The following is a 25,641-nucleotide window of genomic DNA, read 5'->3' as shown; positions in this document are numbered from 1 at the left end:
TGGACATGAACAAGCTCACAGTTCTGCTGGTCGATGACCACGAGGGCTTCATCAACGCGGCGATGCGCCACTTCCGCAAGATCGACTGGCTGCAGATCGTCGGCAGCGCCGGCAACGGCCTGGAAGCGATCGAACGCTCGGAAAGCCTGCGCCCGCAGGTGGTGTTGATGGATCTGGCAATGCCGGAAATGGGCGGCCTGCAGGCCACCCGCCTGATCAAGTCGCAGGACGATGCACCGTACATCGTGATTGCCAGCCACTTCGACGACGTCGAGCACCGCGAACACGCGCTGCGCGCCGGCGCCGACAACTTCGTCAGCAAGCTGTCCTACATCCAGGAAGTCATGCCGATCCTGGAAGGCCTCAGGGAGGATCGGTCGTGAGCGAATCGCGCATCCTGGTACTGGACAACGATGCGGTGCGTGCCGAGCGCACCGTCGCCCTGCTGGAATTCATGGACTTCAACCCGCGCTGGGTGTCCGACGCCGCCGATTTCGACCTGGCCCGCCAGCGTCAGAACGACTGGATGGCGGTGATCGTCGGCAACCTGGACGACAGTGCCGCCAGCACCGCGCTGTATGCGTGGCTGGGTGGCAGCAGCCTGCCGCCGCCGGTGTTGCTGGCCGACGGTGACGCCACTGCGTTCGCCCACCGGCATGGCCTGCATGAAGCCAACATCTGGCCGCTGGAGGCACCGCTGCGCCATGCGCAGATGGAAGCCCTGCTGCGTCGCGCAAGCCTCAAGCGCCTGGATGCCGAACACCAGGCCGGTGCCGTGCAGGACCAGGGCCCGACCGGCAACGGTCCGGCGGTCAGCGCACTGCGCACGATGATCGAACAGGTTGCCGCGTTCGACACCACCGTGCTGGTGCTCGGCGAATCGGGCACCGGCAAGGAAGTGGTATCGCGCAGCATCCACCAGCGCTCGCCGCGCCGCGATGGTCCGTTCGTGGCAATCAACTGCGGCGCGATTCCGGCGGAACTGCTGGAAAGCGAACTGTTCGGTCACGAGAAAGGCGCCTTTACCGGCGCGCTGACCGCGCGCAAGGGCCGTTTCGAAATGGCCGAGGGCGGCACCCTGCTGCTCGATGAGATCGGCGACATGAGCCTGCCGATGCAGGTCAAGCTGCTGCGCGTGCTGCAGGAGCGCAGCTTCGAGCGTGTTGGCGGCAACCAGACCATCCGCTGCAACGTGCGGGTGATCGCCGCGACCCATCGCGACCTGGAAAGCCGGATTGCCGATGGCAAGTTCCGCGAGGATCTTTTCTACCGCCTCAACGTCTTCCCGATCGACGTGCCGGCCCTGCGCGAGCGTCGCGAAGACCTGCCGGCGCTGGTGGAAACCATCGCCACCCAGCTGGCGCGCACCGGCCGCGGCGAAGTGCGCTTTACGCCGGAAGCGCTGCAGGCGCTGGCCAGCTATGAGTGGCCTGGCAACGTGCGCGAGCTGACCAACCTGGTCGAACGCCTGGCGGTGCTGCACCCGGGTGGCTCGGTGCGCGTGCAGGACCTGCCGGCACGCTATCGCGGCGATGCCGCACTGGCCGCCGTGGCAGTTGCCGCAGCGCCGCCGGTGGTTGCCAGCGAAGAGCGCCTGGACCTGCGCAGCTTCTCGTTCCATACCCCGGGCAGCGGCAACCAACCGTCGCTCGAACACGGCATCGCGGTCAACCGCGCCGCAGCGCCCGCCGCGTTGCCGGACGACGGCCTGGACCTGCGCAACCACATGGCCAACATCGAACTGGGCCTGATCAACGAAGCACTGGAACGCACCCAGGGCGTGGTCGCCCACGCCGCCCAGCTGCTCGGCCTGCGCCGCACCACCCTGGTGGAAAAGCTGCGCAAGTACGGCATCGAACGCGAGCCGGCCGAACTGGCCAGCTGACCCGCGTTGCCAGCATGAAGGGGGCACGAACGCCTGGGCTTGCCCGGGCGTTGGTGTTTGTGGGGTGTTGTTGCCGGGCTCCCGCCCGGCACCCGCAGAGGCAACAACTGAAGCAACGGCCGAAGCAACGGCAACAGCTGGCTTCCTGCGCGATGCGCGGGCGGGTCAGGGTGCGGGGGACGCTGCAAGTACGTCCATGTAAGCTCGGTCGCGCCATCCATGGCGCTCACGCCCCCGCACCCTGACCCGCCCACGCCTCCGACGGTTTCCTTGTGACGGAGGGTTCGCGCCACGTAGCGTCGAGCCGGCTGCGAAGCACGCGGAGTATCTGTCGACACATATATCTGTTGAAGGGCTGCGCCGCTCCCATTGCAGCCATAGGCCAAAAAACCGACGCCGGTGAAATGACGCGTCACACATCCCCAAGAACGCCCCAGCCACGCATGGCGTGGATTTACTGTGTCGACCCAGGTCGACACCCACCAGCAGCACAGAACGCCGCTCCGACACATCGCGGAGATCTGTCGAAGGCGGGGTGGGTCCGGTTGCGGGGGCGTGAGCGCCATGGATGGCGCGACCGAGCCTACAGGGACGTATTCACGGCGTCCCCCGCAACCGGACCCACCCCGCCATCCCACGGAATGCAGGTTTTTGACGTTGACGTTGATTCGGCAGGTGCAGGGCGCAGCCCTGCCGAACACCCCCCAACCCTCACGTCACTGAACCGATCAGCGATTTCGGCACGGCACTTGCACTAGCTCCAGCAGACACCCCCATCCCTGTTTCTGGAACCGTTGCAGATGTCCCACTCCGTCACTTCGATCCTTTCCCAGATCCGCTCCTACCAGACCCAGGTGGGACAGCCCGCGCTCAACCCGCTGGCCGAAGCGCCGCGTAGCAATGCCCTGCCGGGCACGGTGCTGGATGCGCCGCAGGTCCAGCCTGCCAGCTTCACCGAAACCCTGCGCGGCGCCATCGCCGGCGTCAACGATGCGCAACAGAAATCCGGCGCCCTCGCCAAAGCCTTCGAACTGGGTGAACCCGGTGCCGACCTGGCCAAGGTGATGGTCGCCTCGCAGCAGTCCCAGATCGCCTTTCGCGCCACCGTGGAAGTCCGTAACCGTCTCGTCCAGGCTTACCAGGACGTGATGAACATGCCGCTGTAAGGATAGAACCGCATGGCCCTGTCGCTCTCCAAGGAATCCCTGAACGCCGAAAAGGCGGGCCAGTGGTTCGACCGGCTGCAAAGCCTGCAGATCACCCGTCGGCTCGGACTGATGGCGATGATCGCCGTGGCCGTGGCGGCAGGCCTGTTCGTGTTCTTCTGGTCGCAGAAGCCGGGCATGGTGCCGCTGTACACCGGCCTGGACCAGAAGGCCACCGCTGAAGCGACCGACCTGCTGCGTGCCGCACAGATTCCGTTCCAGCTGGACCCGGCCACCGGTGGCATCACCGTGCCGGAAAAGAACCTGCACGATGCCCGCCTGAAACTGGCGGGCTCGGGCCTGACCGACAGCGGCAAACTCGGCTTCGAGCTGATGGAGCGCGACCCCGGTTTCGGTGTCAGCCAGTTCGTGGAAAGCGCGCGCTACCAGCACGCGCTGGAAACCGAGCTGTCGCGCACCATCAACACGCTGCGCCCGGTGCGCGATTCGCGCGTGCATCTGGCCATTCCCAAGCCCAGCGCGTTCACCCGCCAGCGTGACGTGGCCAGTGCCTCGGTCACCCTGGAACTGCGCGGCGGCCAGCAGCTGGAACGCAGCCAGGTCGATGCGATCGTGCACATGGTGGCTGCCGCCATTCCCGATCTGGCGCCGGAACGCGTCACCGTGGTCGACCAGAGCGGGCGCATGCTCAGCGTCAGTGACCCGAACAGCGAAGCGGCGGTCAACGCTGCTCAGTTCGAACAGGTGCGCCGCCAGGAAACCTCGTTCAACCAGCGCATCCGCGAACTGCTGGAACCGATGACCGGTCCCGGCCGGGTCAACCCGGAAGTCAGCGTCGACATGGACTTCTCGGTGACCGAAGAAGCGCGCGAGCTCTACAACGGCGAGCCGCAGAAACTGCGCAGCGAGCAGATGAGCGAGAACAGCAGCAGCACGCCGGGCCCGCAGGGCGTACCGGGTGCGACCAGCAACAGCCCGCCGGGCCAGGCCGCCGCACCGGCCACCGCGCAGGCACCGACCGAAAGCAGCAAGAACGCGACCCGCAACTACGAGCTGGACCGTACCCTGCAGCACACCCGCCAGCCAGCGGGCCGCATCAAGCGCGTGTCGGTGGCGGTGCTGGTGGACAACGTGCCGCGCGCCGGCGCCAACGGCAAGGTTGCACCGCAGCCGCTGTCGGCGGCAGAACTGACCCGGGTCGAGGCACTGGTCAAGCAGGCCGTCGGCTTCAGTGCCGAGCGCGGCGACACCGTGTCGGTGATGAATGCCCCGTTCGTGCGTGATACCACGCCGGTGGAAGGCCCAGCCTGGTGGGAACTGCCGTGGGTGCACGATGCCGGCCGCATGCTGCTGGGTGCGCTGGTGGTGATGGCGCTGCTGTTCGGCGTGCTGCGCCCGGCACTGCGCGGCATGACCGGGCAGAACCGCAGGAACGAAGAACTGGCGCTGGAACCGCATACCGCGGACGTGCAGCTGGTCGATGACGATGGCACCCCGCTGCCGGCGCTCGGCGCCGACCGGGCAAGCCTGGGCGGGCCGGAAGCATTGGCCCTGCCGGTGGATTCTTATGAGGAACGACTGCGGATGGCGCGTGAAGCCGTGAAGACCGACTCCAAGCGCGTGGCCCAGGTGGTCAAGGGCTGGGTGGCCAATGACTGAGGTCGCCCCCCTGACCGGCGTGCAGCGCGCCGCCGTCCTGCTGCTGTCGCTGGGTGAACTGGACGCGGCCGAAGTGCTGCGCCACATGGAACCGAAGGAGGTGCAGAAGATCGGCATCGCCATGGCCACCATGTCCGACATCACCCGCGAACAGGTGGAACGGGTGATGGACCAGTTCAGCAGTGAGCTGGGCTCGAAGACCTCGCTGGGCGTGGGCTCGGACGACTACATCCGCAACATGCTGGTGCAGGCGCTGGGCAGCGAAAAGGCCGGCAACCTGATCGACCGCATCCTGCTGGGCCGCAACACCACCGGTCTGGATGCACTGAAGTGGATGGACCCGCGTGCGGTGGCCGACCTGGTGCGCAACGAGCACCCGCAGATCATCGCCATCGTGATGGCGCACCTGGAAACCGACCAGGCCGCCGATGCGCTGAAGCTGCTGCCCGACCGCACCCGTGTGGACGTGCTGCTGCGCATCGCCACCCTCGACGGCATTCCGCCCAATGCGCTGAACGAACTCAACGAGATCATGGAACGCCAGTTCGCCGGCAACCAGAACCTGAAGTCGTCCAACATCGGCGGCGTGCAGTGCGCGGCCAACATCCTCAACTTCATGGACAGCGGACAGGACCAGGCCATCCTGGGCGAAATCGCACGCATCGATGCGCCGCTGAGTGGCCGCATCCAGGACCTGATGTTCGTGTTCGACGACCTGGTGGACCTGGACGACCGCGAGATGCAGCTGGTGCTGCGCGAAGTCAGCGGCGAGCGGCTGGGCCTGGCCCTGCGCGGCGCCGACATCAAGGTGCGCGACAAGATCACCCGCAACATGTCCCAGCGCGCGGCCGAGATCCTGCTGGAAGACATGGAAGCACGCGGCCCGGTGCGCCTGTCCGACGTGGAAGTGGCGCAGCGCGAGATCCTGGCCATCGTCAAGCGCATGGCCGATGAAGGCACCGTCACCATCGGCGGCAGCGCGGAGGCGATGTTGTGAGCAACGTCGTGCGCTGGCTTGCCCCGGACCTGCTGGCCCAGCCCGAACCGGTGCTGGACCACGACGATGCCTTCGAACTCACCGAGCCGGACCCGGAGCATGAGCCGGAGCCGCCGCTGCAGCTGCCTACCCTGGAAGAAATCCAGGCGATCCAGGACAGCGCCGAGAAAGAAGGTTTCGACCACGGCCATGCCGATGGTTTCAGCCAGGGCCAGGCCGAGGTGCGCCGATTGGTCGCACAGATCGAGGGCATCCTCGACAACTTCGGGCGGCCGCTGGCGCGCCTGGAAAATGAAGTGGTCGGCGCGCTCGGCGAACTGGCGGTACGCATCGCCGGTGCGCTGGTCGGCCGTGCCTACGAGGCCGATCCGGCGCTGTTGGGGCAACTGGTCGGCGAGGCGATTGACGCCGTTGGCGGCAGCAACCGTGAGGTGGAAGTGCGCCTGCATCCGGATGACATCACCGCCCTCGCCCCGTTGTTGACCCTGTCGCCGCAGCAGCGCCTTGTGCCCGACACCAGCCTGAGCCGTGGCGATCTGCGCGTGCATGCCGAAGCGGTGCGCATCGACGGCACGCTGGAAGCGCGCCTGCGCGGCGCGCTGGATGCCGTGATCCGCCAGACCGGAGCCATCGCATGAACACCGACACCGCATCGCCGTCGTCTCCGCCGGCCGACTGGACCATTCCCCGCAACCTGCGCCTGGCCAACCGTCTCGACGGCCTGAAGGTCGACACCGCGCACGGCCGCGGGCTGATCCGCGAGGGCGTGTTGCGCCGGGCGGTCGGCCTGACACTTGAGGCGGTCGGCTGCGAAGCACCGCTGGGCGCCAGCTGCAAGGTGGAAGTGGTCGACGGCGGCTGGGTCGATGCCGAAGTGGTTGGCTTCGCCGGCGAACGCACCTACCTGATGCCCAGTGCCGAACTGCATGGCCTGCTGCCGAATGCACGGGTGGTGCCATCGGCCCGCCGTGGCGGCGTGGAAGTGGGCGAAGGCCTGCTTGGCCGCGTCATCGACAGCGATGGCGTGCCGCTGGACGGCAAGGGTCCGATCCGCGCGGAAGGCCACGTCGGCATGGCCGGCGTATCGATCAATCCGCTCGCACGCGAACCGATCACCCAGCCCCTGGATGTGGGCGTGCGCGCGATCAATGCGCTGCTGCCGATTGGTCGCGGCCAGCGTGTCGGCCTGTTCGCCGGATCCGGCGTCGGCAAGTCGACGCTGCTGGGCATGATGACCCGCTACACCGCCGCCGACGTGATCGTGGTCGGCCTGATCGGTGAGCGTGGCCGCGAAGTGCGCGATTTCGTTGAAAGCACCCTCGGCGAGGAAGGCCTGCGCCGCGCCGTGGTGGTGGCCAGCCCGGCCGACCGCCCGCCGCTGGCCCGCCTGCATGGCGCCTACCGCGCCACCGCCATCGCCGAGTGGTTCCGCGACCAGGGCCTGAACGTCCTGCTGCTGATGGATTCGCTGACCCGCTTCGCCCAGGCACAGCGCGAGATCGGTCTGTCGGTGGGCGAGCCCCCCACTACACGCGGCTACCCGCCATCGGTGTTCGCCAAGCTGCCGGCACTGGTCGAACGCGCAGGCAATGGCGCCAAGGGCCGCGGTTCGATCACCGCCTTCTACACCGTGCTGACCGAGGGCGACGATCCGCAGGATCCGATCGCCGATGCAGCACGCGCGATTCTCGACGGCCACATCCTGCTCTCGCGCCGGGTGGCCGACAGCGGCCTGTACCCGGCCATCGACGTGGAATCGTCGGTCAGCCGCGTGGTCACGGAAATCGCCGACGAACCGTGGCGCCTGCGCATCCGCAAGCTGAAACGGCTGGTCTCGGCCTACTCGGCCAACCGCGACCTGATCGCCATCGGCGCCTATCAGCGCGGCAACGACGCCGCGACCGATGAAGCCCTTGAGCGCTGGCCGGAAATCATGGAATTCCTCGGCCAGGATGTTGCCAAGGCCGCAGATCTACCGCACAGCCAGGCGGCGTTGCAGCGCCTGGTGGAACAAGAGAATGAGAGGCTGACATGATCCAGTCCAAGCGCATCGATCCGCTGCTGAAGCGGGCCCAGGAACACGAGGACGCGGTCGCCCGCGACCTTGCCGAGCGCCAGACCGTGCTCGACACCCATCTGTCGCGCCTGGACGAACTGCGTCGCTACGCCGAGGAATATGCCTCGCAGCAGATGGCCGACGCGCAGATGGCCGCGACCAGCCCGGCGCAGCTGTTGAACCGGCGCGCTTTCCTGGACCGGCTGGACAGCGCGGTGGAACAGCAGCAGCAGACCGTCAACGGCAACCGCGAGAAGGTCGAAGCCGAGCGCGCACGCCTGATCCTGGCCAGCCGTGACAAGGCGGTGCTGGAACAGCTGGCCGCCAGCTACCGCGCGCAGGAAAAGGTGGTGACCGACCGCCGCGACCAGCGCGAGATGGATGACATCGGCGCACGTCGCGCGCGCCTGGCGCAGACCGAAGACCAGGATGATGGCGAGCAGGGAGGCCGATCGTGATGCCCTCCCCCCTGAGCAGCAACGCCAGCGCACCGACGCCCGGCGGCAGCGGCAATGCCAGCGGTGCACGCACTTCGAGCAGTGATTCGGGCAAGGATTTCGGCCAGATGCTGCAGGGTGGCAGCGCGTCGAGCAGCACTACCGGTGCTGCGGCCACCGCCAGCAGCCCGGCGAAACCTACCACCGCTCCATCGACTTCCGATGCTAATCCGGGCAAGACGACGCCACGGCCGGGCGACGGCGAAACCGCCGCCACTGACCCTGCGACTTCGACACCCGCTGCACCGGCAACGTCGGCAGCTGCCGATGACAAGGACTCCCCGGACAGCACGGACGACGCGCCTTGGCCGCCGCTGGGGTTGGCCGGTCTGGTGCTGGCCGTGCCCACCGGCGTCGATCCGGTGCCTGTTGTGCCGCCGCCGACGGCCAGCGATGCCGACGGCGGTGCACTGCCCTTGGCTGCGCCGGCACTTCCCGCCGCAGCGGCACCAGCCGCGGTCAGCGCATCGGCATCCGCTGCCGGCGACGGTGAGGCCAGCGGCCTGCCGTTGCCCGAACTGGTGCTGGGTGGCAAGGCGCTGGATCGGGCCGAGGATGGCGACAGCCTGCAGATCGGCGACCGCGCGCCGCCGGCGCCGCTGCAGCCCCCGCTGCCCGCCGCCCTGCAGGACCTTAAGGCCGCACTGGCCAGCAATGCTGTCTTCAACGGCGAACCCACACCGAAGCCGGTACTGGGCGACGATGGTTTCGACCAGGCCATCGGCGCGCGCATCGGCTGGCTGGCTGACCAGAAGATCGGTCATGCCCACATCCGCCTCAATCCGGAAGACCTGGGGCCGGTGGACGTGCGTCTGCAGATGAACGGTGACAAGGTGCATGCCAGCTTCAGCAGCCCGCACGTCGACGTACGCCAGGCGCTGGAAAGCAGCCTGCCGCGCCTGCGTGAACTGCTCGGCGAGCAGGGCTTCCAGCTGGCCCATGCCGATGTCGGCCAGCAGCACAGCGGCGACGGCAATCCGGGCAGCGAGGCCGGCGGCGGTCGCGGTGGTGACGGAGAACCGTCACTGGGCGACACCACAGTGTCGGCATCGCAGCTGATCCGCCAGCGCGGGTTGCTGGACGCTTACGCCTGACAGGCGTGCCAACCAAGGTTGGCACCTACCAGAGCGGGACGGTTGGCACCCACCAGAACACGGGTAGCGCCGGGCCATGCCCGGCGGATTCCCGACATCCCGCCGGGCATGGCCCGGCGCTACCGATATGAACACCCGACAGAATTCCGTCGCACCCCTCGCCGGTCACTCCGGCACACCCCTTGCATATCCCGGTGAAGCAACCCTCAGGAGCTTCACCCCGTGGCCGCAGCCGCTGACAAAACCAAGAAGACCGCCGAGAAGGACAAGACCGCCAAGCCGCGCAGTCCGATCCTGATCACCGCCCTGGTCGCCGTACTGGCCGCCGGCGCCGCCGGTGGCGGGGTGTGGTTCTTCACCCAGTCCAAGCACGAAGACAAGACCGCGCAGGCGCCGAAGAAGACTGCCACCCCGGCCCCGGCGCAGTACTTCGCACTGGAACCGGCGTTCGTGGTCAACCTCAACGGTTCGATCGACGGCCCGCGCTACCTGCAGGTGGAAGTGCAGCTGATGACCCGCGATCCGGCCGCGCTGGAAGCGATCAAGACCCATGCCCCGGCCCTCCGCGCACGCCTGCTGATGCTGTTCTCGCAGGTCAGCCCGCAGCAGATCGCCGACATCGCCGGCAAGCAGAAACTGCAGGCCGATTCGCTGGCCGAAGTGCAGAAGGTGCTGAAGGCAGAGACCGGCAGCAACGGTGCCGACGACCTGCTGTTCACCAGCTTCGTGACCCAGTAAGGGCTCCCCGATGAATGACCTGCTGTCCCAGGATGAGATCGATGCCCTGTTGCATGGCGTGGACAGTGGCGCGGTCGAAACCGAGCCGGACGCCCCCAGTGGCGAAGCACGCTCCTACGATTTCGCCAGCCAGGACCGCATCATCCGCGGTCGCATGCCGACCCTGGAAATGGTCCACGAGCGTTTCGCGCGCCTGTGGCGGATCGGCCTGTTCAACCTGATCCGGCGTTCGGCCGAACTGTCCGTGCGCGGCATCGAGCTGATCAAGTTCAACGATTACATGCACTCGCTGTATGTACCGACCAACCTGAACCTGATCCGCTTCAAGCCACTGCGCGGCACCGGCCTGATCGTGTTCGAGCCGACCCTGGTGTTCGCCATCGTCGACAACTTCTTCGGTGGCGACGGGCGCTACCCCACGCGCATCGAAGGTCGCGAGTTCACCGCCACCGAAATGCGGGTGATCCACCTGCTGCTGAAGCAGACCTTCGCCGACCTGCGTGAAGCGTGGGCGCCGGTGATGGACGTGGAATTCGAGTACATCAACTCGGAGATCAACCCGCACTTCGCCAACATCGTGACGCCGCGCGAATACGTGGTGGTGTGCCGCCTGCATGTCGAACTCGACGGCGGTGGCGGTGACATCCACGTGACCCTGCCGTACTCGATGCTGGAGCCCATCCGCGAACTGCTCGACGCCGGCATCCAGAGCGACCGCAACGACCGCGACGAGAGCTGGGGCCGCACCCTGCGCGAGCAGCTCAACGTGGCCGAAGTCACCCTGTCCAGCGTGCTGGCCAGCAAGCGCATGACGCTCCGCGACCTGACTCGGTTGAAGGTCGGCGACATCCTGCCGATCGACCTCAGCCCGCAGGTGCCGCTGTGCGTGGAGAACATCCCGGTGTTCACCGGTGAGTTCGGCGTCGCCAACGGCATGAACGCCGTAAAGATCACCGCTACCCATCCGCCGGGCACCCGTCCGCGCGTACCCGTCATCCAGGAAGACCCGCAATGAACGATATCGACGCCCTCGAACCGACCCCGGCCCAGTTCAGCAGCCTGCAGGCCGATGAGGCGACCGGCCCGGATTTGAACCTGGACGTGATCCTCGATGTGCCGGTGACGCTGTCGCTGGAAGTCGGTCGCGCCCGCCTGCCGATCCGCAACCTGCTGCAGCTCAACCAGGGTTCGGTGGTGGAGCTGGAGCGTGGTGCCGGCGAATCGCTGGACGTGTTCGTCAACGGCACGCTGATCGCCCATGGCGAAGTGGTGGTGATCAACGACCGCTTCGGCGTGCGCCTGACCGATGTGGTCAGCCCCAGCGAGCGGATCCGGAGACTGCGTTGAGCCTGCTCGCCGCCACCGCGCTGGCCGTCGCCAAGACGGCCCCGCAGATCGGCCAGCATGCGCCGGCCGCACCGAGCCTGTTCGGTGCGGTGCTGGCCCTGTTGGCGGTGCTGGCCCTGGTCATCGGCCTGGGCTGGCTGCTCAAACGCCTGCCCGGCAGCGGCTTCCGCCCGGCCGAAGGCATGAAGCTGGTGGCGAGCCTGAATGTTGGCGCCAAGGAGCGGGTGGTGGTGGTCGAGGTCAATGGCCAGCAGCTGCTGCTGGGCGTGACTGCAGGCGGCATCAACGCCCTGCACACCTTGCCCGAACCACTGCCGCCGCCTGCGCCGGTGCGCGTACCCGATCTGAAGAACCTGCCGAATTTCGCCCAGCTGCTGCAACAGCGGCTGCGCAAGGACCCCTGACATGCGTGTGACCCGTTCCCGTCTTGCCGCCCTGCTGCCGTGGCTGAGCCTGATCGCCCTGTGCCTGCTGCCTGCGCTGGCGTTCGCCGCCCCGGGCGCACCGACCACACCGCTGCCGGACATCAACGTCGGCAAGATCGGCGGTGCGCCGGTCAGCCTGCCGCTGCAGACGCTGCTGCTGATGACGGCGATCACCCTGATCCCGTCGATGCTGCTGGTGCTGACCTCCTTCACCCGCATCATCATCGTGCTGGGCCTGCTGCGGCAGGCGCTGGGCACCGGCCAGACGCCGTCCAACCAGGTACTGCTGGGGCTGGCCCTGTTCCTCACTGCGATGATCATGCTGCCGACCTGGGACAAGGCCTGGAGCACCGGCATGGCGCCGTATCTCAATGGCGAGATCGACTTCCAGACCGCCTGGACGCTGACCACCACGCCGCTGCGCGCCTTCATGCTGGCGCAGATCCGCGAGACCGACCTGATGACCTTCGCCGGCATCGCCGGGCATGGCACCTACGCCAACCCCGATGCGATTCCGTTCCCGGTGCTGGTCGCTTCGTTCGTCACCAGTGAGCTGAAGACCGCCTTCGAAATCGGCTTCCTGATCTTCATCCCGTTCGTGATCATCGACCTGGTCGTGGCCAGCGTGCTGATGTCGATGGGCATGATGATGCTGTCGCCGATGCTTGTGTCGGCACCGTTCAAGATCCTGCTGTTCGTGCTGGTGGACGGCTGGGTGCTGACCGTCGGCACGCTGGCGGCGAGCTTCAATCCGGCCTGACAGACGCGACGCCGGGCAGTGCCGGCCGCCGCATTGACCACCGCCGGGCATGGCCCGGCGCTACCGATGGAACCCTGATGTCTCCCGAACTTGCCTTGACCGAACTGCGTGGCGGCCTGATCACCGTGCTATGGGTAGCCGGCCCACTGCTGCTGACCGTCCTGGTGGTCGGCGTTGTGGTGGGCGTGGTGCAGGCCGCGACCCAGCTCAACGAACCCACCATCGCCTTCGTTGCCAAGGCCGCAGCGCTCACTGCGGTGTTGTTCGCACTGGGCAGCCTGCTGATCGGCCATCTGGTCGAATTCACTACGCTGCTGTTCCAGCGCATTCCGCACCTGATCGGCTAGACGGACGCGCACGCAGATGGACGCCGCCACCCAGATGGCTGCCGACGGCCTGAATGCCTTCGGCATGATCGGCACCGTGCTGTGGACCATGCTGCGCATCGGCGCGGTGGCCATGGCGATGCCGATGATCGGTACCCGCGCGGTTCCCGGCCGGGTGCGGGTGATGCTGGCCGGTACCCTGGCCATTGCGTTGGCGCCCCTGCTGCCGCCGGTACCGGACTGGACCGGCTTCGACGCCGCCACCGTGCTGACCATCGCGCGCGAGCTGGCGATCGGCGTGGCCATCGGTTTCATGCTGCGGCTGGTGTTCGAGGCGGGCGCGATGGCCGGCGAACTGGTCGCGCAGGGCACCGGCCTGGCGTTTGCGCAGATGAGCGACCCGCTGCGCGGCGGCACCTCCGGTGTCATCGGCCAATGGTTCTATCTGCTGTTCGGCCTGCTGTTCTTCACCGCCAACGGCCATCTGGCGCTGATCTCGCTGGTGGTGGACAGCTACCGCGCCCTGCCGATCGGGGCGCCCCTGCCCGACCCGCACGCCTTCTTCAGCATCGCCCCGACCTTCCTGCTGACCGTGCTGCGAGGGGCGCTGACCCTGGCCATCCCGCTGACCGTGGCGATGCTGGCGGTGAACCTGGCCTTCGGCGTACTGGCCCGCGCGGCGCCGGCGCTGAATCCGATCCAGCTGGGCCTGCCGGTCTCGCTGCTGCTGGGCCTGTTCCTGCTGACCCTGCTGGTCGGTGAAATGGGCCCGCCGGTGCAGCGCCTGTTCGATGCCGCCTTCGAGGCTGCGGGTGCCGTGACCCGCTGACGCGGTCATCACGTTTTGCTGCTTGCCGTCCCCCCCGGTGCCCGCGTTAGAGTGAATGGGCAGCGACCGGGGGGACGCTGCAACCGGCGGCCTCTGGTCGCCCGCCTTACGCATGCCCCACCGTAGTTTTTCCGTTGACAGGCAGGTCCGGGAGACTGACGAATGCTGGAAGGCACGTACAACCCGTGGCTGGTGGCGACCTCATTGCTGGTTGCAGTGATGGCGTCCTATACCGCGCTGGCGATGGCCGGGCGCACCGTCACCGCGCCTGGCAAGGGCGCGACCTGGTGGTGGCGCCTCGGCGGCGGCTTTGCGATGGGGCTGGGCATCTGGTCGATGCACTTCATCGGCATGCTCGCCTTCGACCTGCCCATTCCGCTGGGCTACGACCTGCCCATCACCCTGCTGTCGCTGGCACTGGCGATCGGCTCGTCGGTGTTCGCGCTGTGGCTGGTATCGCTGCGCACCCTGCCCCATCCGCGCCTGGCCGGTGGTGCCCTGCTGATGGGCAGCGGCATCGCCAGCATGCATTACGTGGGCATGGCCGCGATGCGCATGCAGCCAGGCATCGACTACCAACCGGCGTGGTTGCTGCTGTCGCTGCTGGTTGCGGTGGCCGCGTCGTGGACCGCGCTGTACGTGGCCTTCCGCCTGCGCGCGCAGCACACCCGCATCGGCGACCGCCTGGCCGCCGCCGGACTGCTCGGCCTGGCCATCGTCGGCATGCACTACACCGGCATGGCCGCCGCCCGTTTCCCCGAAGGCAGCGTCTGCGGCGCCGCGGCGGGCGATGGCCTGCAGAACAACTGGCTGGCGATGCTGGTGGTGGTGCTGACCGTGGCGATCCTGGCGGTGGTGCTGGTGGTGTCCTGGCTGGACCAGCGCGTGGAGGCACAGCTGTTGCGCCTGCGCAATTCGCTGCTCAGCACCTCGTTGACCGATGCCCAGCAGGAACTGACCCAGGCCGCACTGCACGACCCGCTCACCCGCCTGCCGAACCGGTTGCTGCTGCAGCGGCGCATCGTGCAGGCCCTGGCCGAGGCCGAACAGGGCGGCAGCCGCTTCGCGGTGATGTTCATGGACCTGGACGGCTTCAAGCAGGTCAACGATGCCTATGGCCACCAGGCCGGCGATGCGCTGCTGGTGGCGGTGGCCGAACGTACCCGCCAGCTGTTGCGGCCGCACGACATGCTGGCACGGCTGGGCGGCGACGAATTCGTGCTGGTGGTGCGCATCGAGCACGACGAGGACCTGCCGACACTGGCCCGGCGCATCCTGCAGGCGGTGGGCAGCGGCCCGCTGCTGCCGGACAACGAGCTGCAGGTGACCGCCAGCATCGGCATCGCGATCTGCCCCGACCACGCCGCCAGCGAACGCCAGCTGATGGCCTTCGCCGATGCGGCGATGTACCAGGCCAAGGAGTCGGGCCGCAACGCGTTCGTGCTGTTTGCCGACTGGATGAACGACAGCGCCGAGCAGCAGTTCCGCCTGCTGGCCGACCTGCGCCGGGCAATCGGCAGCGAGCAGCTGTTCCTGCACTACCAGCCAAAGATCCGCGTGGCCACGCAGAAGGTGGCCGGCGCCGAAGCGCTGATCCGCTGGCGCCACCCGGAACAGGGCCTGATTCCGCCGGACCGCTTCATCCGCCTGGCCGAGCGCAGTGGTGCGATCAACGAGATCGGCCGCTGGGCGCTGGACCAGGCCTGCCAGCAGTTGCGGCACTGGCACGATGCCGGCCACGACGGCTGGACGATGTCGGTGAACCTGTCACCGGTGCAGTTCAGTTCGCCACATCTGCTGCAGGACGTACGCGAGGTGATCGAGCGCTACGCGATCGCCCCGCGCAACCTGGTGCTGGAGATCACCGAAAGCACCGTGATGCGCGACACCGATACCAGCCTGCGCCTGCTGCAGAGCTTCTCCGCCCTGGGCGTGGGCATTTCGATCGATGATTTCGGCACCGGCTACTCCAGCCTGCTGTACCTGAAGCGCCTGCCGGCCACCGAGATCAAGATCGACCATGCCTTCGTGCGCGACCTGGAACACAGCGCGGAGGACGTGGTGATCGTGTCGGCCATCGTGGCGCTGGGCCACGCGCTGGACATGGATATCGTCGCCGAAGGCGTGGAGACCGCGGCGCAGCGCGCCTACCTGGAGCGCCTGGGCTGCGACTACCTGCAGGGCTTCCTGCTGGGCCGGCCGGTGGACGCGGCCCGCTTCATGCAGCTGCACGACCTGCCGCGGCCACGGGTGGAGCTGGCCAGCGGCCCACCCCGCAACGCCCAGTAGATCCACGCCATGCGTGGAGGGCCCACGCCGCCGTCACGGAACGATTCTTGCACGCACCCCGGCATCCCCTGCTGCAGTGCCTGTGATGTCCGAGAACGAATCCGCCGGCGAAAAAACCGAACAACCCACAGAAAAACGCCTGCGCGACGCCCGCGAACAGGGCAACCTGCCGCGCTCGCGTGAACTGGGCACGGCCGCCGTATTCGGCGCCGGGGTGATCGCGGTGATGGCCATGAGTGGCTCGATGGCCAGCGGCGCCAGCGCCTGGATGCGCCATGCGCTCAGCCCCGAACAGAGCCTGCGCCAGCACCCCAAGGCCTTGTTCGGCCACTTCGGCGACCTGCTGCTGCAGCTGATGTGGGTGATCGCCCCGCTGGTGCTGGTCTGCCTGCTGGCCAGTTTCCTGGCGCCGGTGGTGATGGGCGGCCTGCGCTGGTCGGCCAAGGCGATGATGCCCGACATCAACCGCATGAACCCGATGAGCGGGCTCAAGCGCCTGTACGGCCCCGAAGCCATCGCCGAGTTCATCAAGTCGCTGCTGCGCGTAGCCTTCGTCGGCGTCGCCGCCGGCATGGTCGTGTGGACCAGTTTCAACACCCTGCGCGGGCTGATCCACCAGCCACTGGAAACCGCCATCGGCGACGGCCTGGGCTTTACCCTGCGGCTGCTGCTGGCCACCGCCGGAGCGATGCTGGTACTGGCCGCCATCGACGCGCCGTACCAGCGCTGGAACTGGATGCGCAAGCTGAAGATGACCCGCGAAGAGCTGCGCCGGGAAATGAAGGAGAGTGAAGGCAGCCCGGAAGTGAAGGGCCGCATCCGCCAGCTGCAGCAGCAGATGGCCAACCGCCGGATGATGGAGGCGGTCCCCACCGCCGACGTGGTGGTGGTCAACCCGACCCACTATGCGGTGGCCCTGAAGTACGAAGGCGGGGCGATGAATGCGCCCACCGTGGTCGCCCTGGGCGTGGATGAAACCGCTCTGCGCATCCGTGAAGTGGCCGACGGCAACAAGGTCGCCATCGTCTCTGCCCCGCCTTTGGCACGCGCCTTGTATCGGGAAGGCCAACTCGGCAAGGAAATCCCCGTGAGACTGTATTCAGCCGTCGCCCAGGTCCTCTCTTACGTCTACCAGCTGCGCAGCTGGCGGACCGGCCCGATGCCGTCCACGCCGCACATCCAGGTTGATGAGTTCGGCAACGGGGGCCGCCCATGAGCGCCCAGGCCTCCAGCTTCAATACCCGCCGCGCGCTTGAAATGATCCGCCAGGGCCTCGGCGCGCCGCTGATCGTGCTGGCCCTGCTGGCCATGGTCGTGGTGCCGCTGGCCGCGCCGGTGCTCGATGCCCTGTTCACCTTCAACATCGCCATCTCGCTGATGGTGCTGCTGGCGGTGGTCTACGTGAAGCGCCCGCTGGACTTCACCATCTTCCCGATCGTGCTGCTGATCACCACCATGCTGCGGCTGGCACTGAACGTGGCCTCCACCCGCGTGATCCTGCTCAACGGCCAGAACGGCCACGAAGCGGCCGGCAAGGTGATCGCCGCGTTCGGTGAATTCGTGATCGGCGGCAACTACGCCGTCGGCATCGTGGTGTTCGCGATCCTGACCATCATCAATTTCGTGGTCATCACCAAGGGCGCCGGCCGCGTCTCGGAAGTGACCGCGCGCTTCATCCTCGATGCCATGCCAGGCAAGCAGATGGCGATCGACGCCGATCTCAACGCCGGTTTGCTGACGCGCGAGGAAGCCAAGCTGCGCCGCGAAGAGGTCCGCGAGGAAGCCGACTTCTACGGCGCAATGGACGGTGCCAGCAAGTTCATCCGCGGCGATGCGATCGCCGGCATCCTGATCCTGTTCATCAACATGCTGGGCGGCCTGGCCGTGGGCGTGCTGCAGCATGGCATGCCGTTCGGCGAGGCCGCGGCCACCTATACCCTGCTGTCGATCGGTGACGGCCTGGTGGCGCAGCTGCCGGCGCTGCTGGTCTCCAGTGCGGTGGCGATGCTGGTTACCCGTGCCTCGCGTTCGCAGGACATGGCACAGGCAATGACCGGCCAGGTGTTCGGCCAGTACCGTGCACTGGCCATCACCGCCGGCATCCTCGGCGTGGTCGGCCTGGTGCCGGGCATGCCCAACGTCGCTTTCCTGACGCTGGCCGCGATCCTCGGCTTCATCGCCTGGAAGGTGTACCGCAAGGGCCTGGCGCCGGCGCAGGCCGACACCGCGGCAGGCGAAACCAACGCACTGAACGCGCTGGGCCGCCCCGCCGCCCCCGCGCCCACGGCGGAACTGAGCTGGGATGAACTGCGCCCGGTCGATCCGCTGGGCCTGGAAGTCGGCTATCGATTGATCTCACTGGTGGACAGCAACCAGGGCGGCGAACTGATGCCGCGTATCAAGGGCGTGCGCCGCAAGCTCACCCAGGACGTCGGCTTCCTGATTCCGTCGGTGCACATCCGCGACAACCTGGAACTGCCGGCCAACGGCTACCGGGTGCTGGTGCATGGCGTGCCGGTGGCCACCGCCGAAATCCATCCCGACCGCGAACTGGCGCTGGACCCCGGCAGTGCGCTCGGTCCGTTGGAAGGCATCGCCGGCAAGGACCCCGCCTTCGGCCTGGATGCGACCTGGATCCAGCCGCACCAGCGCGCCCAGGCAGAAACTCTGGGCTACACCGTGGTCGACCCGGCCACGGTGGTGGCCACCCATCTTTCGCACCTGATCCGCGAGCACGCGCCGGAACTGCTTGGCCACGAGGAAGTGCAGCACCTGCTGGCCAACCTCGCCAAGAGCGCGCCCAAGCTCGTCGAAGATCTGACGCCGAAGGCGCTGCCGCTGTCGGCGGTGGTGCGCGTGCTGCAGAACCTGCTGGTCGAGCGCATTCCGATCCGCCAGCTGCGCAAGATCGCCGAAGCCCTGGTCGAACATGCGCCGCACAGCCAGGACCCGGCCACGCTGACCGCCGCTGTGCGCACCGCGCTGGGCCGCTTCATCGTGCAGGAGATCGCCGGAATGTCGGCGGAGCTGCCGGTGTTCACCCTCAACCCGCAATTGGAACGTGTCTTGCAGGAGTCCACGCAGGGCAACGGCGCCGCGCTGGAACCCGGACTCGCTGAGCGACTGCACCAGAGCCTGGCCGAATGTGTCAGCAAGCAGGAAGCCCGCAACGAGCCCGCGGTGGTGCTGGTACCAGGCCCGGTGCGCGCCGCGCTGGCCCGCCTGGTCCGCCACAGCGTTCCGTCGCTGTCGGTCCTGGCTTACAGCGAGGTGCCGGAGGACAAGCGCCTGAAGCTGGTCGGAACGATCAGCTGACGCCGCCCTGCAAAGCGCCAGAAAACAGACACCACTTTCAAACACTCGCAACAGACAGATTCCAAGGGGAACCCGAACCGTGCAGACCACCGACCACCCGCGTTCTCCGACCGCCACTCCGCCGACTTCGTCCCGTGACCACAGCATGAAAATCAAACGATTCGTCGCCGCCGACATGCGCTCGGCCATGAACCTGGTGCGCAAGGAACATGGTCCTGACGCCGTGATCCTGTCCAACCGCCGGATCGAGGAAGGCATCGAGATCGTGGCAGCCGCCAACTACGATGAGAGCGCCGTGCAGCGCGCCCTGGAAGCGTCGCGTCGCGACGTGGCGCCGCCGCCCGCACCGAAGCCGCGTACCGCCGCCGACGCGGTGATCGCCGCGGTCACCCGCCGTCGCAGCAACACCCCGGCACCGGAGCCGGTGGCAGCCACCACTTCCGCCGTCGCCGCCCTCGCCCGCGCTGCCGTCGGCGCGACCGGCCGCACCCTCGACAGCGCCGACGAAATCGTGCCGACCCGTGGCAGCACCGGTTTCGCCGCTACGCTGGCGCGTGCCGCCGTCAATGAATCGACGCTGCCGGAACAGATCTTCGCCCCGTTTGCCGACGCCATCGTTGCGCCCTTGCCGGCCGCAGCTGCCGCGGTGAACCGCGCCCGCTTCCAGATCGATCCGCCGCTGGAAGACAGCGCGCAGCTGCCGGCAGTCTCGCCGCCGCCGCTGCCGGTTGCCAGCCAGGCCGCCGCAGCGCCCGAAGACGAAGCACCCCATGCGCCGGTTGCCGTGCAGCCGACGGAAGTTGCGCCGGCACCGCTGCCGACCCTGGCCCCGGCACCTGCTCTCACTCTGGTTGCCGACGACACCGAGATCCGCCACCTGCGCCAGGAAGTGGCCGGCATGCGCCAGGTGATCGAGCGCGAAATGAACCGCTTCACCGATGAGCGCCTGCGCGGCTGCCCGGTGCGCGCAACCGCGCTGGACCTGATGGACGAGTACGGCTTCGACGCCGGCATCGCCCGCGACGTGGCCATGCAGATTCCGCTGGAAACCGAAGCACATCGCGGCCGCGGCCTGATGCTGGGGCTCATCTCGCGCAAGCTGCCGATCGCCCCGGTCGATCCGATGGAGGAAGGCGGTGTGATCGCCCTGGTCGGCCCGACCGGCGCCGGCAAGACCACCACCATCGCCAAGCTGGCCTCGCGCTTCGCCGAAGCCCATGCCGCCCGCGATGTCGCCCTGGTCACCACCGATACGATGCGCATCGGCGCCCGTGAACAGTTGTACGGCTACGGCCGCCAGCTCGGCATCGCGGTGCACGAGGCCAACAGCGGTACCGACCTGGACCAGCTGCTGGAGCGCCTGAAGGACTACAAGCTGGTGCTGATCGACACCGCCGGCCTGGGCCCGCGCGACCGTGCACTGGCCGCCCAGCTGCAATGGCTGCGCGCCGCCCGCCAGGTCCGCACCCTGCTGGTGCTGCCGGCCAACACCAGCTTCGGCGACATGGACGAGGTGGTCCGCCGCTTCGGCGCGGCCAACCTGCAGGGCCTGGTGCTGAGCAAGCTGGACGAGACCGGTCGCTTCGGCAACGCCCTGTCGGTGGCGGTGGACCACAAGCTGCCGATCACCTGGGTGACCGACGGCCAGGACGTCCCGGACGACCTGCACCGGGCCAGTGCAGCCAATCTTGTACTTCGCCTTGAAGATTTGCGCCGCGCGGCCGATATGCCCTGCAACCCGGAGTTGAACCATGCCGTCGCGTGAGTACGCCAAGCTGACCACCACCTTCCCGCTGACGGCGACCCGCAGCGAGCCGCTCGGCCCTGTGCGCACGATTGCCGTGACCGGCGGCAAGGGCGGCGTCGGCAAGACCAACGTGTCGGCCAACCTGGCCGTGGCGCTTGCCGGCATGGGCAAACGCACCCTGTTGCTGGATGCCGACCTCGGCCTGGCCAACATCGACGTGATCCTCGGCCTGAGCCCCACCAATACCCTGGCCGACCTGGTCGCTGGGCGTTGCAGCCTGGATGACGTGATCATCGAAGGCCCGAACGGCGTGCTGGTGGTCCCGGCCGCGTCCGGCCGCCGGCACATGGCCGAGCTGGCCCCGGCCGAGCATGTGGGCCTGGTCAACGTGTTCTCCGAACTGGAGCGCGAGCTGGACATCATGGTGGTGGACACCGCCGCCGGCATCACCGATGGCGTGCTGACCTTCTGCCAGGCCGCGCAGGACACCGTGGTGGTGGTCTGCGATGAACCGGCCTCGATCACCGACGCCTATGCCCTGATCAAGGTGCTGTCGCGCGAACGTGGCGTGGACCGCATCCAGGTGGTGGCCAACATGGTGCGCGACCCCAACGAAGGCCGCGTGCTGTACGAGAAGCTGACGCGCGTCTGCGAGAAATTCCTCGCCGATGTCTCGCTGAACTACCTCGGCTGCGTGCCGCAGGACGATTGGCTGCGCCTGTCGGTGCAGCGCCAGCAGCCGGTGGTGAAGGCCTATCCGTCCAGCCCGTCGGCGCTGGCGATCACCGAGATCGCCCGCCGCACCGCCCGCTGGCAGGCACCGACCGAGCCGCGCGGTGGCGTCGAGTTCTTCCTCGAACGCATCATCAAGCAGCGTGGGGTGGCCGCATGAAAGGCGCCGCCCAGTACAGAGAGGTCCAGCGCACGGCGGCCAATGAAGTGATCGCCCAGCACTCGGACCTGGTGCGGCGCATCGCCCACCATCTGGCCGCGCGCCTGCCGGCCAGCGTTGAAGTGGACGACCTGATCCAGGCCGGCATGATGGGCCTGATCGAAGCGTCGCGCAGCTACGACGCCGACCAGGGCGCCTCGTTCGAGACCTACGCCTCGATCCGCATCCGCGGCTCGATGATCGATGAGATCCGTCGTGGCGACTGGGTGCCGCGTTCGGTGCACCGCCGTGCCCGCGACGCTGCTGCCACCATCCGCCGCCTGGAGCAGAGCACCGGCCGCGCCGCCAGCGCCACCGAAGTGGCCGCCGCGATGGAGATGCCGCTGCCCGAGTACCTGCGCCTGATGGAGGACGCGTCGCGCGGGCAGGTGCTCAGCCTGGAGTCGCGCATTGAAGACCAGGGCGAGCTGGACACCGTCGCCCAGGGCGGCCCGACCCCGCAGCAGGTACTGGAACGCGGCGAGTTCGGCCGCGAGCTGGGCAATGCCATCGGCCACCTGCCCGAGCGCGAACAGCTGGTGCTGTCGCTCTACTACGAGCAGGAACTGAATTTGAAGGAGATCGGCGCAGTGCTCGGCGTGAGCGAGTCGCGGGTCTGCCAGATCCACGGCCAGGCGGTCCTGCGCCTGCGTGGCCGACTGAAGATTTTCGAGGCGGCCGACGCCGGCCTCGAGAGCTGATCAACAAAGGAACTCTGCTTTGAACAAGAACATGCGCATCCTGATCGTCGACGATTTTTCGACCATGCGTCGTATCGTCAAGAACCTGCTGGGCGATCTGGGCTTCACCAACACCGCCGAAGCCGAGGACGGGCATGCCGCGCTGTCGTTGCTGCAGAGCCAGCCGTTCGACTTCGTGGTCACCGACTGGAACATGCCGGTGATGACCGGCATCGAACTGCTCAAGGCGATCCGTGCCGATGCCAAGCTGAAGACCCTGCCGGTGCTGATGGTGACCGCCGAAGCCAAGCGCGAGCAGATCATCGAGGCAGCGCAGAGCGGCGTGAACGGCTACATCATCAAGCCGTTCACCGCACAGACGCTGGAAGAGAAGCTCGGCAAGATCTTCGAACGCCTGGCGGCCAGCGCTTGATGGATACCACGGTCGACAAGAGTGCCCTCGCCCTGCGCCTGCAGGAAGCCCTGGACGCGCTGGAATCCGGCGACGAAGCGGCTTGGCGCCAGCGCATCGACGGCTTGGTCGCACTACGCACCCAGCCGATGATGAGCGGCCTTTCGCGGCTGGCCCGCGAACTGGGCCAGGCGCTGGGCGAACTGCCGACCGTGCCCGATGAAGCCGGCGAGCTTGACGACGCCTGCGCGCGCCTGGATCACGTGGTGGCGATGACCGAACAGGCCACCCATCGCACCCTGGACCTGGCCGAAGAGTGTCGCAGCCTGACCGAACAGCTGCGCGCCGATGGCCTGCAGCCGGGCCAGGACGTGCAGCTCGACCGCATCCGCCACAACCTCACCGAGATCGCCCTGACCCAGAGCTACCAGGACCTGACCGGACAGATCATCCGTCGCGTGGTCGGCATCGTCCGCCGTGTGCACGAAGGCTTCGGCGCGCTCGGCCTGCCGCCGGAACAGCATCGCACCGACCCGGAACTGGCCGGGCCGGCACTGAAGGGACTGGACCGCCATGCGGTCTCGCAGAACGACGCCGACGACCTGTTGTCGGATCTGGGGCTGTAACCATGGGCGCGGTAGCCGACGACATCACTGCCGATTTCATCATCGAGGCCCAGGAAATCCTGGATCGCCTCGGCGAACAGCTGGTGTCGCTGGAACAGGCACCGCAGGACAATGAACAGCTCAACGCGGTGTTCCGTGGCTACCACACGCTGAAAGGCGGCGCAGGTTTCCTCGGCATCACCGCGATGGTCGAACTGTGCCACGCCGCTGAAGAAGCGCTGGGCGCCGTGCGTGCCGGCCAGGCCGTATTGCAGGCGCATCACTTCGATGCCGCCCAGCAGTCACTGGACTACCTGCAGTCGATGCTTGACGCGGTGTCATCGGGTTCCGAGCCCGGCTTTGCCCCGCCCGAACTGGTCGCCCAGTTCGATGTGCATGGCGGTGGCGCGGCTGCACCTTCGGCCGCGACGCCGAATGCGGGCGCTGGAGACCTGATCACCGACGACGAATTCGAGGCCCTGCTCGACCAGCTGCACGGCGGCAAGGCGCCGACGACCGTAGCACCGGCGGTGAAGAAAGCCGACGACATGATCAGCGAAGACGAGTTCGAGGCGCTGCTCGACCAGCTGCATGGTGGCGCCGCCCCGGGCAGCAACGCCACCGCAGCGGTTGTCGCCGCACCGGCACCGCGACCGGCGCCCTCGCCTGCCCCGCCAACTGCCAGCAAGCCGGCGCCCAACAAGCCCGTCGCCGAAGCCGAACACACCGTGCGCGTGGATACCAAGCGCCTGGATGCCATCGTCAACCTGATCGGCGAACTGGTGCTGTCACGAAACCGGTTGAAGACGCTGCGCGCACGCCTGCGCGATGAAGAGCTGGACCGCGCCGTGTCGACGCTGGACATCGCCACTGCGCGCCTGCAGTCGGCGGTGATGCGCACCCGCATGCAGCCGGTCGGCAAGGTGTTCTCGCGCTTCCCGAAGGTGGCGCGCGACGTTGCGCGTTCGCTGAAGAAGGAAGTGGACCTGGAACTGATCGGCGCCGAGACCGAGCTCGACCGCAACCTGGTCGAAGCGCTGGCCGACCCGCTGGTGCACCTGGTCCGCAACGCCATCGACCATGGCGTGGAAACGCCGGAACTGCGCGAAGCGCAGGGCAAGCCACGGATGGGCCATGTGCGCCTGTCGGCACAGCAGGAAGGCGACTACGTCAGCATCGAAGTGCAGGACGACGGTGCCGGCATCGATCCGGAAAAGCTGCGCGCCAAGGCACGCGAGAAGGGCCTGATCGATCCGGAAGCCGCTGCCCGCCTGAGCAGCGAGGAATGCCTGCATCTGGTGTTCCTGCCCGGCTTCTCGACCAAGCAGCAGGTCACCGACATTTCCGGCCGCGGCGTCGGCATGGACGTGGTGCAGTCGCGCATCCGCGAGCTGAGCGGTCAGATCCAGATCCAGTCGGAACTGGGCCGCGGCAGCCGCTTCATGATCCGCGTACCACTGACCCTGGCGATCCTGCCGACCCTGCTGGTGCAGGCCGGCGAAGACGTCTACGCACTGCCGCTGGCCCGCGTGATGGAAGTGCTGCATGCGCCGCGCACCTCGCTGGGCTGGTTCGACGGCCGCGCCGTGCTGGACCGTCGCTCGCACACGCTGGCGCTGGTCGACCTGCGGCAATGGCTGGATGTGACGCCGGCCGCCTCGCCGCTGCTGACCATCGTCGTGCTGCAGGCCGGTGAAGCACGCTTCGGGCTGGTGGTGGACCAGGTGCGCGGGCGCGAGGAAGTGGTGATCAAGCCACTGCCCAAGGCCCTGCGCGGCCTGCGCGGTTACGCCGGTGCAACCTTGATCGGCGATGGTCGCATGGCCCTGATCCTGGACGTGGACGGACTGCGCAGCCCACACGACTGACCCGATTCCTGAACG

The 25,641-nt window shown here is 67.6% G+C and carries 25 protein-coding genes; all 25 read left to right on the top strand.

Annotated elements, in window-relative coordinates; genetic code table 11:
- The first annotated feature begins 5 nt into the window (after positions 1-5).
- The 25 genes from HFK18_RS16035 (at position 6) to HFK18_RS15915 (ending at position 25,626) form a co-directional block, all read left to right on the top strand.
- Positions 6-383: a response regulator transcription factor gene (locus HFK18_RS16035; protein ID WP_049460600.1), complete on the top strand. Its 378-nt coding sequence runs from the start codon at positions 6-8 to the stop codon at positions 381-383.
- On the top strand, positions 380-1,885 hold the full coding sequence (locus HFK18_RS16030; RefSeq protein WP_180167004.1) for a sigma-54 dependent transcriptional regulator: 1,506 nt from the start codon (positions 380-382) through the stop codon (positions 1,883-1,885). Before HFK18_RS16035 ends, HFK18_RS16030 begins: the two co-directional genes overlap by 4 nt.
- Positions 1,886-2,685: 800 nt before the next feature.
- The gene (fliE, locus tag HFK18_RS16025) at positions 2,686-3,051 is read left to right on the top strand and encodes a flagellar hook-basal body complex protein FliE (RefSeq protein WP_025878997.1); all 366 of its coding nucleotides are present in this window, start codon (positions 2,686-2,688) and stop codon (positions 3,049-3,051) included.
- A gap of 12 nt (positions 3,052-3,063) precedes the next feature.
- Positions 3,064-4,710: a flagellar basal-body MS-ring/collar protein FliF gene (gene fliF / locus HFK18_RS16020; protein ID WP_180167003.1), complete on the top strand. Its 1,647-nt coding sequence runs from the start codon at positions 3,064-3,066 to the stop codon at positions 4,708-4,710.
- A 10-nt stretch (positions 4,711-4,720) separates the two neighbouring features.
- Positions 4,721-5,707 carry a flagellar motor switch protein FliG gene (gene fliG, locus HFK18_RS16015; RefSeq protein ID WP_089241304.1) on the top strand — a complete coding sequence of 329 codons (987 nt, stop codon included), beginning with the start codon at positions 4,721-4,723 and terminating at the stop codon, positions 5,705-5,707.
- Between the two features lie 29 nt (positions 5,708-5,736).
- Positions 5,737-6,345: a FliH/SctL family protein gene (locus HFK18_RS16010; protein WP_180167444.1), complete on the top strand. Its 609-nt coding sequence runs from the start codon at positions 5,737-5,739 to the stop codon at positions 6,343-6,345.
- Positions 6,342-7,742, top strand: a complete 1,401-nt coding sequence (locus HFK18_RS16005) for a FliI/YscN family ATPase (protein WP_089241013.1) — start codon at positions 6,342-6,344, stop codon at positions 7,740-7,742. Before HFK18_RS16010 ends, HFK18_RS16005 begins: the two co-directional genes overlap by 4 nt.
- A complete protein-coding gene (gene fliJ, locus HFK18_RS16000) occupies positions 7,739-8,221 on the top strand; it encodes a flagellar export protein FliJ (RefSeq protein ID WP_089241011.1) in 483 nt (160 codons plus the stop codon). Before HFK18_RS16005 ends, fliJ begins: the two co-directional genes overlap by 4 nt.
- Entirely contained in the window at positions 8,221-9,354 is a 1,134-nt protein-coding gene (locus tag HFK18_RS15995; RefSeq protein WP_180167002.1) for a flagellar hook-length control protein FliK, read from the top strand. Before fliJ ends, HFK18_RS15995 begins: the two co-directional genes overlap by 1 nt.
- A 222-nt stretch (positions 9,355-9,576) precedes the next feature.
- Entirely contained in the window at positions 9,577-10,092 is a 516-nt protein-coding gene (locus tag HFK18_RS15990; protein ID WP_180167001.1) for a flagellar basal body-associated FliL family protein, read from the top strand.
- 10 nt (positions 10,093-10,102) lie between these two features.
- Positions 10,103-11,107 carry a flagellar motor switch protein FliM gene (gene fliM, locus HFK18_RS15985; protein ID WP_025878989.1) on the top strand — a complete coding sequence of 335 codons (1,005 nt, stop codon included), beginning with the start codon at positions 10,103-10,105 and terminating at the stop codon, positions 11,105-11,107.
- Positions 11,104-11,439, top strand: a complete 336-nt coding sequence (gene fliN, locus HFK18_RS15980; protein WP_089241007.1) for a flagellar motor switch protein FliN — start codon at positions 11,104-11,106, stop codon at positions 11,437-11,439. The genes fliM and fliN overlap by 4 nt, the downstream gene beginning before the upstream one ends.
- Complete coding sequence (gene fliO / locus HFK18_RS15975; protein WP_180167000.1) at positions 11,436-11,843, top strand: flagellar biosynthetic protein FliO; 408 nt, start codon at positions 11,436-11,438, stop codon at positions 11,841-11,843. Before fliN ends, fliO begins: the two co-directional genes overlap by 4 nt.
- Before the next feature lies 1 nt (position 11,844).
- Complete coding sequence (fliP, locus tag HFK18_RS15970) at positions 11,845-12,624, top strand: flagellar type III secretion system pore protein FliP (RefSeq protein WP_180166999.1); 780 nt, start codon at positions 11,845-11,847, stop codon at positions 12,622-12,624.
- A gap of 77 nt (positions 12,625-12,701) precedes the next feature.
- Positions 12,702-12,971 carry a flagellar biosynthetic protein FliQ gene (locus HFK18_RS15965; protein ID WP_005413254.1) on the top strand — a complete coding sequence of 90 codons (270 nt, stop codon included), beginning with the start codon at positions 12,702-12,704 and terminating at the stop codon, positions 12,969-12,971.
- Between the two features lie 16 nt (positions 12,972-12,987).
- On the top strand, positions 12,988-13,779 hold the full coding sequence (gene fliR, locus HFK18_RS15960) for a flagellar biosynthetic protein FliR (RefSeq protein WP_089241001.1): 792 nt from the start codon (positions 12,988-12,990) through the stop codon (positions 13,777-13,779).
- Between the two features lie 162 nt (positions 13,780-13,941).
- The gene (locus HFK18_RS15955; protein ID WP_180166998.1) at positions 13,942-16,068 is read left to right on the top strand and encodes a bifunctional diguanylate cyclase/phosphodiesterase; all 2,127 of its coding nucleotides are present in this window, start codon (positions 13,942-13,944) and stop codon (positions 16,066-16,068) included.
- Between the two features lie 85 nt (positions 16,069-16,153).
- A complete protein-coding gene (flhB, locus tag HFK18_RS15950) occupies positions 16,154-17,284 on the top strand; it encodes a flagellar biosynthesis protein FlhB (RefSeq protein WP_033831035.1) in 1,131 nt (376 codons plus the stop codon).
- Positions 17,281-19,383 (top strand): flagellar biosynthesis protein FlhA, encoded by a 2,103-nt coding sequence (flhA, locus tag HFK18_RS15945; RefSeq protein WP_100465286.1) that lies wholly within the window; start codon positions 17,281-17,283, stop codon positions 19,381-19,383. The genes flhB and flhA overlap by 4 nt, the downstream gene beginning before the upstream one ends.
- A 145-nt stretch (positions 19,384-19,528) precedes the next feature.
- Positions 19,529-21,148 carry a flagellar biosynthesis protein FlhF gene (flhF, locus tag HFK18_RS15940; RefSeq protein WP_180166997.1) on the top strand — a complete coding sequence of 540 codons (1,620 nt, stop codon included), beginning with the start codon at positions 19,529-19,531 and terminating at the stop codon, positions 21,146-21,148.
- The gene (locus tag HFK18_RS15935) at positions 21,135-22,022 is read left to right on the top strand and encodes a P-loop NTPase (protein WP_025878980.1); all 888 of its coding nucleotides are present in this window, start codon (positions 21,135-21,137) and stop codon (positions 22,020-22,022) included. The genes flhF and HFK18_RS15935 overlap by 14 nt, the downstream gene beginning before the upstream one ends.
- On the top strand, positions 22,019-22,762 hold the full coding sequence (locus tag HFK18_RS15930) for an RNA polymerase sigma factor FliA (protein WP_025878979.1): 744 nt from the start codon (positions 22,019-22,021) through the stop codon (positions 22,760-22,762). Before HFK18_RS15935 ends, HFK18_RS15930 begins: the two co-directional genes overlap by 4 nt.
- A gap of 19 nt (positions 22,763-22,781) precedes the next feature.
- A complete protein-coding gene (gene cheY, locus HFK18_RS15925; RefSeq protein WP_006365466.1) occupies positions 22,782-23,174 on the top strand; it encodes a chemotaxis response regulator CheY in 393 nt (130 codons plus the stop codon).
- Entirely contained in the window at positions 23,174-23,779 is a 606-nt protein-coding gene (locus tag HFK18_RS15920; protein ID WP_025878978.1) for a protein phosphatase CheZ, read from the top strand. Before cheY ends, HFK18_RS15920 begins: the two co-directional genes overlap by 1 nt.
- Positions 23,780-23,781: 2 nt before the next feature.
- Positions 23,782-25,626 (top strand): chemotaxis protein CheA, encoded by a 1,845-nt coding sequence (locus HFK18_RS15915; RefSeq protein ID WP_180166996.1) that lies wholly within the window; start codon positions 23,782-23,784, stop codon positions 25,624-25,626.
- Positions 25,627-25,641: the final 15 nt, after the last annotated feature.

Origin of the sequence: Stenotrophomonas sp. SbOxS2, from assembly GCF_013416715.1 — a bacterium.
Taxonomy (GTDB): Bacteria; Pseudomonadota; Gammaproteobacteria; order Xanthomonadales; family Xanthomonadaceae; genus Stenotrophomonas; species Stenotrophomonas lactitubi.
This window is presented reverse-complemented; position numbering and strand designations above follow the sequence as displayed.

What these genes read in the sequence shown, in the direction of transcription:
- HFK18_RS16005 (WP_089241013.1), top strand. Translation starts at nt 6,342, where the DNA reads ATGAACACCGACACCGCATCGCCGTCGTCTCCGCCGGCCGACTGGACC.
- HFK18_RS15930 (WP_025878979.1), top strand. Translation starts at nt 22,019, where the DNA reads ATGAAAGGCGCCGCCCAGTACAGAGAGGTCCAGCGCACGGCGGCCAAT.
- HFK18_RS15965 (WP_005413254.1), top strand. Translation starts at nt 12,702, where the DNA reads ATGTCTCCCGAACTTGCCTTGACCGAACTGCGTGGCGGCCTGATCACC.
- fliP (WP_180166999.1), top strand. Translation starts at nt 11,845, where the DNA reads ATGCGTGTGACCCGTTCCCGTCTTGCCGCCCTGCTGCCGTGGCTGAGC.
- flhF (WP_180166997.1), top strand. Translation starts at nt 19,529, where the DNA reads ATGAAAATCAAACGATTCGTCGCCGCCGACATGCGCTCGGCCATGAAC.
- HFK18_RS15935 (WP_025878980.1), top strand. Translation starts at nt 21,135, where the DNA reads ATGCCGTCGCGTGAGTACGCCAAGCTGACCACCACCTTCCCGCTGACG.
- HFK18_RS15920 (WP_025878978.1), top strand. Translation starts at nt 23,174, where the DNA reads ATGGATACCACGGTCGACAAGAGTGCCCTCGCCCTGCGCCTGCAGGAA.
- flhA (WP_100465286.1), top strand. Translation starts at nt 17,281, where the DNA reads ATGAGCGCCCAGGCCTCCAGCTTCAATACCCGCCGCGCGCTTGAAATG.
- fliN (WP_089241007.1), top strand. Translation starts at nt 11,104, where the DNA reads ATGAACGATATCGACGCCCTCGAACCGACCCCGGCCCAGTTCAGCAGC.
- fliJ (WP_089241011.1), top strand. Translation starts at nt 7,739, where the DNA reads ATGATCCAGTCCAAGCGCATCGATCCGCTGCTGAAGCGGGCCCAGGAA.
- fliE (WP_025878997.1), top strand. Translation starts at nt 2,686, where the DNA reads ATGTCCCACTCCGTCACTTCGATCCTTTCCCAGATCCGCTCCTACCAG.
- HFK18_RS15995 (WP_180167002.1), top strand. Translation starts at nt 8,221, where the DNA reads ATGCCCTCCCCCCTGAGCAGCAACGCCAGCGCACCGACGCCCGGCGGC.
- fliR (WP_089241001.1), top strand. Translation starts at nt 12,988, where the DNA reads ATGGACGCCGCCACCCAGATGGCTGCCGACGGCCTGAATGCCTTCGGC.
- flhB (WP_033831035.1), top strand. Translation starts at nt 16,154, where the DNA reads ATGTCCGAGAACGAATCCGCCGGCGAAAAAACCGAACAACCCACAGAA.
- fliM (WP_025878989.1), top strand. Translation starts at nt 10,103, where the DNA reads ATGAATGACCTGCTGTCCCAGGATGAGATCGATGCCCTGTTGCATGGC.
- HFK18_RS15955 (WP_180166998.1), top strand. Translation starts at nt 13,942, where the DNA reads ATGCTGGAAGGCACGTACAACCCGTGGCTGGTGGCGACCTCATTGCTG.
- fliF (WP_180167003.1), top strand. Translation starts at nt 3,064, where the DNA reads ATGGCCCTGTCGCTCTCCAAGGAATCCCTGAACGCCGAAAAGGCGGGC.
- HFK18_RS16035 (WP_049460600.1), top strand. Translation starts at nt 6, where the DNA reads ATGAACAAGCTCACAGTTCTGCTGGTCGATGACCACGAGGGCTTCATC.
- HFK18_RS15915 (WP_180166996.1), top strand. Translation starts at nt 23,782, where the DNA reads ATGGGCGCGGTAGCCGACGACATCACTGCCGATTTCATCATCGAGGCC.